We start from the raw sequence: 6881 nt of genomic DNA, 5'->3' as shown, positions 1-6881 counted from the left end.
GATCACTGGTCACTCTGGCGACGACGCCACCAAACCCGCGCCCGCCACAGCCACTACCAGCGACAACGCAACAAACATCCCTCACTGCCGCTGTAGTATTAGAAGCGGTCGTCCTCGCTCCAGATCCTGCCCGCGGCCTGCGTCCCGCTCGGTATATCCCTCGGCTTGTCTTCGAACGGGCAGGCTCCTCGGTCGACTCGCGGCCGAACATCAGCGCAGCAGTGGTGATCTCCTCGAAGGTCATGCGCGAGATCGGGCACTCGACGTCCGAAACCAGTACCCCGCAAGGGCCATCACCGCATCAGGTCGGCGGACGCGCCTCCGAAAAACTTGCGGAAACCCCACCTGCGCGACGCTTTCCTCTCCCGCTCGTCCAACTCGCCTTCCGCGTAGTCCGCGTAGAGCCTGATCGCGCGCACCGAGGGCGTCCGCAGCCAGAACGGGGCACCGATCAGGACGCGATCATGACCGTCCTGCGGACCCAGCGGTGTCTCACGAAAATCGAAATCGCAAAAGATCTCCGCCAGCCACTCGCCGACCTCACCGGTGTCGCCGTAGGTGTGACCACGATGCCAGCCGCACCGGCGGCGAGCCACCGGCACCGCAGCGTCCTCGCCCTGAGAACAAGCGACCTTGACGGCATCGCGGGCGAGTTCCTCCTCCGAAGCCCACGACGGCCGCACCCGGCACTCCTCGTCCAGGAAGCGGCGGATGTTCCCGGCCTCGGAGGCTGTCCAGCCGTGCCGGCTCGGTGCTCCGCTCTCGGCCACGAAGTCGGCGTAGTTGTGGACGCTCCCGAACAGACAGACCGCGATCCGGCCGCCATTGGGCTCGGATACCGTGGTGTACATGACCGCCCGTCCGGGCTCTGTGCCGACGAACTCGCCGAACACGACATCGCCGATTCCCCGGGCGAAATGTACTGGCGGCGGCGAAGCGAAGGTATCGACGACGGATTGCCCCAAACCTCGTTCCAGCTTGGCGGCGATATCCGGCCGGGTGAGGGCGGGTCCTTCTTCCGACCACTCGACAGCGGGCAGGAAGCCCCGGATGTTGGGCGTGGATATCTTCCGCTGGCGCTTTTCCATCACCCGGACGCCCAGGTCGTCGAGATACTTCCCCACCAGGCGATCCGACCAGTACAGGTATCGTTGCACGCCACCGTATTCGGTCATCGGGCGCTCTGCCAGAGGTCACGGTCGGGGTGCACCAGCTCCACCCCGGCCTGCTCGCGGATCTTGGCAATGCTTTCCCTCGACTTACCGCGCCCCTCCCAGACCTTTTCCATGGCTCGATCCTTCACGTCGTCACCGTCCTTCAAGTCGTCGCCGGACCGGATGACGATTTGAGCGAACCTCACGAAATCAACCGTGTCGCCGTAGAATTTGTCGACCAGATCCCGGACCGCGACACTCCAGTACTGCTGGGTCGATGCCACATACTGCGGCGGTTTCAAGGTCACCCAAGGCCATTTGTCGAGCGTCACCCTGGTTTCTTCGATGACCTCCTGGTCCGCGGAGTGGATTCCGATCCAGACGCTGTCGACGACCATGTCGAGTTCGAAGAACCAGCCCATGAGTTTGCCGTAGGATTCCTCGAGCTTCTCGTGTCGTCGCCGCTGAGCTTCGGACTCCAGGCGCATCTTCAGCCTCTGCTCGGCCGAAACGAGTTGTGCCTGCAGACTTCGTTCGACCGAGGCCTGACCGGCCCTGATCGCGTAACGAAACGTCATCGCACCGCCCGCCAGCACGCCCGCCAAGGCCGCCACGAGCACGATCCATTCCTCTCGCATACGTCTCCCCCGATTCGTGTGCGTCGTACTGTTTCGACCAGCATATCCTCAGCGGGGTGGCCCACTCTCGGATACCTCGCCCGACCATCGCAGTCGCCGTCCACGATGGCTGGTTCGGCTGCGGCACAGGTGCGGGTCACGCGAACTTCGGTTTCCTCGAAACACTGGTTGGTCTCGTCTCTCCCGATGTCCGCTTGGTCGTTCTGCCGGTACGGCTGGCCCCGTCCGGAACCGAGTACCACTCCGAGTGGCATGAACGGGCCCTGGCCTTGGCCGCGAGGGCGCGATTCGAGGTCCTCCCCGTGGACAACGGCACCAACGGACTCGATCGCTGGGGCGGTCTGGAGAACTTCCGGCAGGTGTCCGCGCACACCGCGGCCAGGATCGCCCGCGAGGTCCTGCCTTGGTCTGGGCCGCTGCTCATCGTCGCCTTCGATGTCCCGTTCTTCGGGCTGCCTTCTTTCCCCCGCGCCAAGACCGTGCTGGTCCCTCGCTCCAGCGGACACGTCCACGCACCCCGCGACCAGGATCGGCTGTGCTGGGAACGCCGCTCGCTCCACACCGCGATCGGGAACGGCGCGAGAATCGGCACTATTTCGCCGTTCATGGCCAGGCACCTACGCGACGACTACGCGATACCGCACGCCGCCATGATCCCGCTCCAGGACGGGCTCACCCATTCCGAATGGGCGAGAAACGATCCGAACCACGAAATCCGCACCTTGCCCGAGGAATTCCTGTTCGCCATGGGACGTGCCGAACCGTACAAGGGCTTCGACGACCTCCTTGACGCCATCGCGATCCTGAAGAGCGCCGGAGCCGACCTGCCGCCGCTCGTTCTCGCCGCGACCACTGAACTCTCCCGGCCGAGCCCCTATCAACAGCACTTGGCCCGCCGTCTCCGGACGCTCGGGCATCCGCACACCGTTCTGACCAGGTTCACTCCCGCGGTCCCCGCCCTGCTGATACACCCAGGACTCCGCGGCGTGATCGTTCCGTCACGGGCTGAGCCGTTCGGCCGGATTCCCATGGAGGCGTTCGCCGCCGGCGCGGCACCCGTGATCACCACCACAGCTGGCGGCCTGGCAGATCAAGTGGCGGATGGCCTGACGGGATTCTCCTGCTCACCGGGTTCGCCCCACCAGCTGGCCCGCACGCTCCTGCGCGCGCTCGCCGCAAGTCCCGCCCACCTGCGCAGACGCGCCTATCAGCATGCACTGCGGGCCTTCGACCACACCGGGACCGTGCACCGGTTCCTGTCGTCGACCGCGCCCTGGCTTCACCTGCCGGACCACGATGATCGGCTACGGTGGCTGAGCGCCACCGCACCGCTCGTTCCCGCAGGGAGTCCCGTGTTCACCGTGTCCCCGGTCAAAGTGCCGATCAGCCTCCAGGCACAGCACTGGAACACCGTGCGGTGCGAACGAGTCGTCCTCGTCGTGGCCCACCACGTAACATCCCTGCTCAGGCTCTTGGACGTGCTTCCGGTCTTCGACTCCGACTCTCGCGTGCAGGTGGTGTTCAGCTGGAACGGTTCGGACCCCTTCCGGCACGGGACGGATCGATTCCTTCAGCATCTTGGTGTCGTCGTCATTCCCTGGCAACAGGCCATCGACACCGAATTCGATCTGATCCTGGCCGCCAATCACGGCGGGCTCACCGAATTGACCGGACCTGTCGTCGTCATGCCGCACGGCGCGGGGTACAATAAGAATTCGCCCGGAAACCGGAAACCGGAAACCGGAAACCGGAAACCGGAAACCGGAAACCGGAAACCGTTCCGTCTTCGGTCTTTCTCCCGAATGGCTGCTCTACGACGGCACGCCGATCGCGGCGTCGCTGGTGCTGTCGCATGAGGAGCAGCTCGCCCGGCTCGCGGAGATCACTCCGGCGGCAATCGGCACAGCTGTCGTCGCCGGGGATCCGTGTTTCGACCGGATGCTGCGCAGCGAACACCTCCGCGACCGCTACCGGGCCAAGCTCGGCTTAACCTCAGGCCAGCAGCTCGTCACGATCGCGAGCACCTGGTACAAACGTTCGCTCATGGGCACCTGGCCCTCGCTGTTCCGAGAAGTGCTCGCCTGCCTTCCGAGCGACGAATACCGCGTCGCCGCGGTCGTCCACCCGAACATCTGGCACGGACACGGCCCGTGGCAGGTGCACACCTGGCTGGCCGACTGCGTCCGCGCGGGTCTGCTGCTCGTCCCGCCGGAGGAGGGCTGGCAAGCGGCGTTGATCGCATCGGACCTCGTCTTGGGGGATCACGGCGCGACGAGCTGTTATGCGGCGGGTCTCCTGCGTCCGGTACTGCTGGCGGCGTTCCCCGACGAGGACGTGGCGACCGGCTCGGCTGCCGAACTGCTGGGCTCGGTGGCACCGCGGCTGCACCGGCACGCCCCGCTGCGCGCTCAGGTCGAGGAAGCACTCGGCCGAGATACCGAGGGGCTGCGTGTCATTCGCGAGGCTCTGACTTCCTGCCCGGGGCAGGCGGCCGCCCGGTTGCGCACCCTGTTCTACCGACACCTCCGGCTCCCGGAGCCCCACGGTGCCGCGCTGGTGCCGATCATCCCGGTCGACGCCCTCGTCGCCGAGGCGCGGCCGGCTCCGTCCGCGGACCACGTCAGATGCTCGCTCGAGGAAGCCGGCAGCGCGAACCTCGTTCGCTATCCCGCCGAGGTGATTTCGGACCGGTCGCCGCACGACGACACGATCCTGGTCGTGCACGAGGACCACCCTCAACGCGATCTGCTGGACAACGCCGAGGTGATCATCGTCGAACCCGGCGACCCCCTCGCGCGGACCGAAGCTCTGCTGGACGACGCCCTCCGGCAGTATCCGGGCGCGACGCTGACTGTCGCCACCGGCGCACCGCTTGTCGTGCGTGCGCGAGACGAAGGTCTGGTCCTGCTCGCGTGCGCCGATCCCGTCGTCGTCGGCGCACTCGTCCATGAATGGCTGCTCACCGGGAAGCCGCTGTCCGATTTGCCCCCGTCGTGGCACGTGGTGGCCGGTCCCGCCCGGTTCGACATCCGAACGGTTTCAGCTTGACCCGGCCTTCCTGTCGTCCAGAATCGTCTTCAGCTCATCGGCGCGCCCGCGCAAGGCGAAGGCCTCCTCGTGCCGGCCTGTCCGGTCGAGCAGATCTGCCAAGACCGCACTGCTGTCGGCCTCCCAGAACAGCATTCCCAGCTCGTCGAACCACCTGATCGCGTCACGCAGAGTACGTTCGGCCTCGTCGAGGTGCTCCGGCGCCGCTAGACCAAGAGACCGTCCGAGGTTCGCGAGAGCCTTCGCCCGGTTGTGCTGTTCCTTGCCTGCGCCGAAGTACGCCACAGCGGCGCGGCCACGGGACACCGCGTCCTCCGTCCGGCCGACCTCCGCCAGCATGGGGCCGCCGTTGAGGTCGAGCAGAGCACGTTCCCGGGCTCGGTCGTTCTCGGGAAAAGCCGGGTGATCCAGGAAGGCGCGGGCCTGGTCGATCGCGTCCACAGCCGCGTCAGCCTCACCCCTGCGCTGGTGGACGAACGACTTCCACTGCAGCAGCTTCTCGCGCGTGAACAGCACCTCACCGGACTCCGGCAGTTCCGCGGCGAGGGCCGCGGCGGCTTCGAACTGCTCCGTCGCGGCTTCGTCGTCCTCCAGGCCGAAGTACGCGGTCCCGAGTTCGGCGCGCATCCGCAGCACCGGCCGGGCGTCCCCCGTCCTCGCGTGGACGACGGTCGCGGCGGTGAGACCGAGGGTGTGGACGGTGATCGCGTCACCGCAAAGATCCCGCTGGAAGTAGAATGTCGCGAGAGCCTCGCTCAACTGCCACGTCAGAGCGTGCAGTTCCAGGTCCGCGGCGGCCCGGGCCACCCGCCTCAGGTTCGTGCGCTCGGCTTCGAGGTCTGCTATCGCCTTCGTCCAGGCCCCCTCGCCCGTATACGCCGGTGCGACCCGGCCGTTGAAGCGGTCACCGAACCTGGGCCGGTCGCTGATCGTGAGCTGGCGCGCCGCGACGAACTCGAGATACCACTCGATGACCCGCTCGACCGCGGCGTCGGCGTCGTCGGGGTGTTCGGTCTGCTCCGCCAGACCCGCCGCGTGCTGACGGACCAGGCTATGGACCTCATAGCGATCGTGGCGGACCCGGGTGAGCAGGTTCGCCACGATCAAGCTCTCCAGCTCGGCATCCCCGTTCTCACCGAGCAACGCGTGTGCCGCGTCCGCGCGGAAACGATCCCCGGGATGCAGGCTCAGCAACCGGTATGCCCGCTGGGCTCTTTCGGGCAGGTCCTGGTAGGAGACCTCGAAAACAGCCTCGACCACCGGCCGTCCGTCCTCGGTCAGCGTCTTGAGCACCGATCGCGCCGTCCTGAGCTGACTCAGGTAATCGGCCGGCCGCCCGGCGTGCCGGTTACCGAGCTGGGCGCCGGCGATGCTCAACGCCAGCGGCAGACGGCCGCACAACTCGACCAGCGCTTCCATCGACCGCAGCTCAGCCGGTGTCGGACCGGCCGACAGATCCACGGAGAGCAACTCGACCGAACTCGCCACCGAGAACGGCGGAACCTCGACCACGGTGTACCGCTGCCGCGAGAACCCCTCGGACCGTTTGCGGCTGGTCGCGATCACCGTGCTTCGTGAGGAGGACGGCAGCAGGTTCGTGAGCTGAGCCGCCGATTCGACATCGTCGAGAACCAGCAGGAGAGCGAGATCGGCGGTCACAGTCCGGAACTGTGCGCGCAGGCCTTGCGAGCTCGGCGACGGCTTCTCCACACCCAATTGGCTGAGAAAAAGGAAAAGGACGTCGTCGACTGTCACCGACTCCGACGAACTCCCCAGATCAGCCGTCAACGCTCCGTCCGGGAAGAGATCCTCGACCAGATGCGCGCATCTGGTCGCCAACGTCGTCTTGCCGACCCCTGGCAAGCCGGTCAGCACCACGACGCCGACCTGCCGGGAAGCGAGCGAGGACGTGATCTCCCGCTCGATCAGCTCGAGTTCGTCCTCCCGGTTCACGAACAAACGAGGATCGGGCGCCAACGCCCTCGGCACCGGCCTCGTGCCCACCACCGTCACGAATACCCCCTCGTGTAGACCACGGCCA

5 protein-coding genes are annotated in these 6881 nt (G+C 66.6%); 2 read left to right on the top strand and 3 right to left on the bottom strand.

The genetic code is table 11. The annotated features are described in order from the left end of the window. Window positions 1-293: 293 nt before the first annotated feature. Both ACFOSH_RS30680 and ACFOSH_RS30675 read right to left on the bottom strand, forming a co-directional pair. Window positions 294-1175, bottom strand: coding sequence for a hypothetical protein (locus ACFOSH_RS30680; RefSeq protein ID WP_378242787.1), 882 nt, complete (start codon window positions 1173-1175; stop codon window positions 294-296). Next, window positions 1172-1792 (bottom strand): hypothetical protein, encoded by a 621-nt coding sequence (locus tag ACFOSH_RS30675; protein WP_378242785.1) that lies wholly within the window; start codon window positions 1790-1792, stop codon window positions 1172-1174. Before ACFOSH_RS30675 ends, ACFOSH_RS30680 begins: the two co-directional genes overlap by 4 nt. Window positions 1793-1986: 194 nt before the next feature. Between ACFOSH_RS30675 and ACFOSH_RS30670 the strand changes: the two genes are divergently transcribed. Further along, window positions 1987-3648, top strand: a complete 1662-nt coding sequence (locus ACFOSH_RS30670) for a glycosyltransferase family 4 protein (RefSeq protein ID WP_378242783.1) — start codon at window positions 1987-1989, stop codon at window positions 3646-3648. Beyond that, entirely contained in the window at window positions 3635-4840 is a 1206-nt protein-coding gene (locus ACFOSH_RS30665) for a hypothetical protein (protein WP_378242781.1), read from the top strand. The genes ACFOSH_RS30670 and ACFOSH_RS30665 overlap by 14 nt, the downstream gene beginning before the upstream one ends. Here the strand turns inward: ACFOSH_RS30665 and ACFOSH_RS30660 are convergent. Further along, window positions 4832-6853 carry an NB-ARC domain-containing protein gene (locus ACFOSH_RS30660; RefSeq protein WP_378242779.1) on the bottom strand — a complete coding sequence of 674 codons (2022 nt, stop codon included), beginning with the start codon at window positions 6851-6853 and terminating at the stop codon, window positions 4832-4834. The two genes, ACFOSH_RS30665 and ACFOSH_RS30660, sit on opposite strands and share 9 nt — an antisense overlap. Between the last annotated feature and the right edge of the window lie 28 nt (window positions 6854-6881).

The sequence above is a fragment of the Amycolatopsis speibonae genome (assembly GCF_042647925.1).
Lineage (GTDB): Bacteria > Actinomycetota > Actinomycetes > Mycobacteriales > Pseudonocardiaceae > Amycolatopsis > Amycolatopsis speibonae.
Note: the sequence above shows the minus strand (reverse complement) of the source record. Positions and strands in the feature narration are given on the sequence as shown.

Excerpts from the sequence above, each read along its gene's own strand:
- ACFOSH_RS30680 (WP_378242787.1), bottom strand. The coding sequence starts at position 1,175 with ATGACCGAATACGGTGGCGTGCAACGATACCTGTACTGGTCGGATCGC.
- ACFOSH_RS30675 (WP_378242785.1), bottom strand. The coding sequence starts at position 1,792 with ATGCGAGAGGAATGGATCGTGCTCGTGGCGGCCTTGGCGGGCGTGCTG.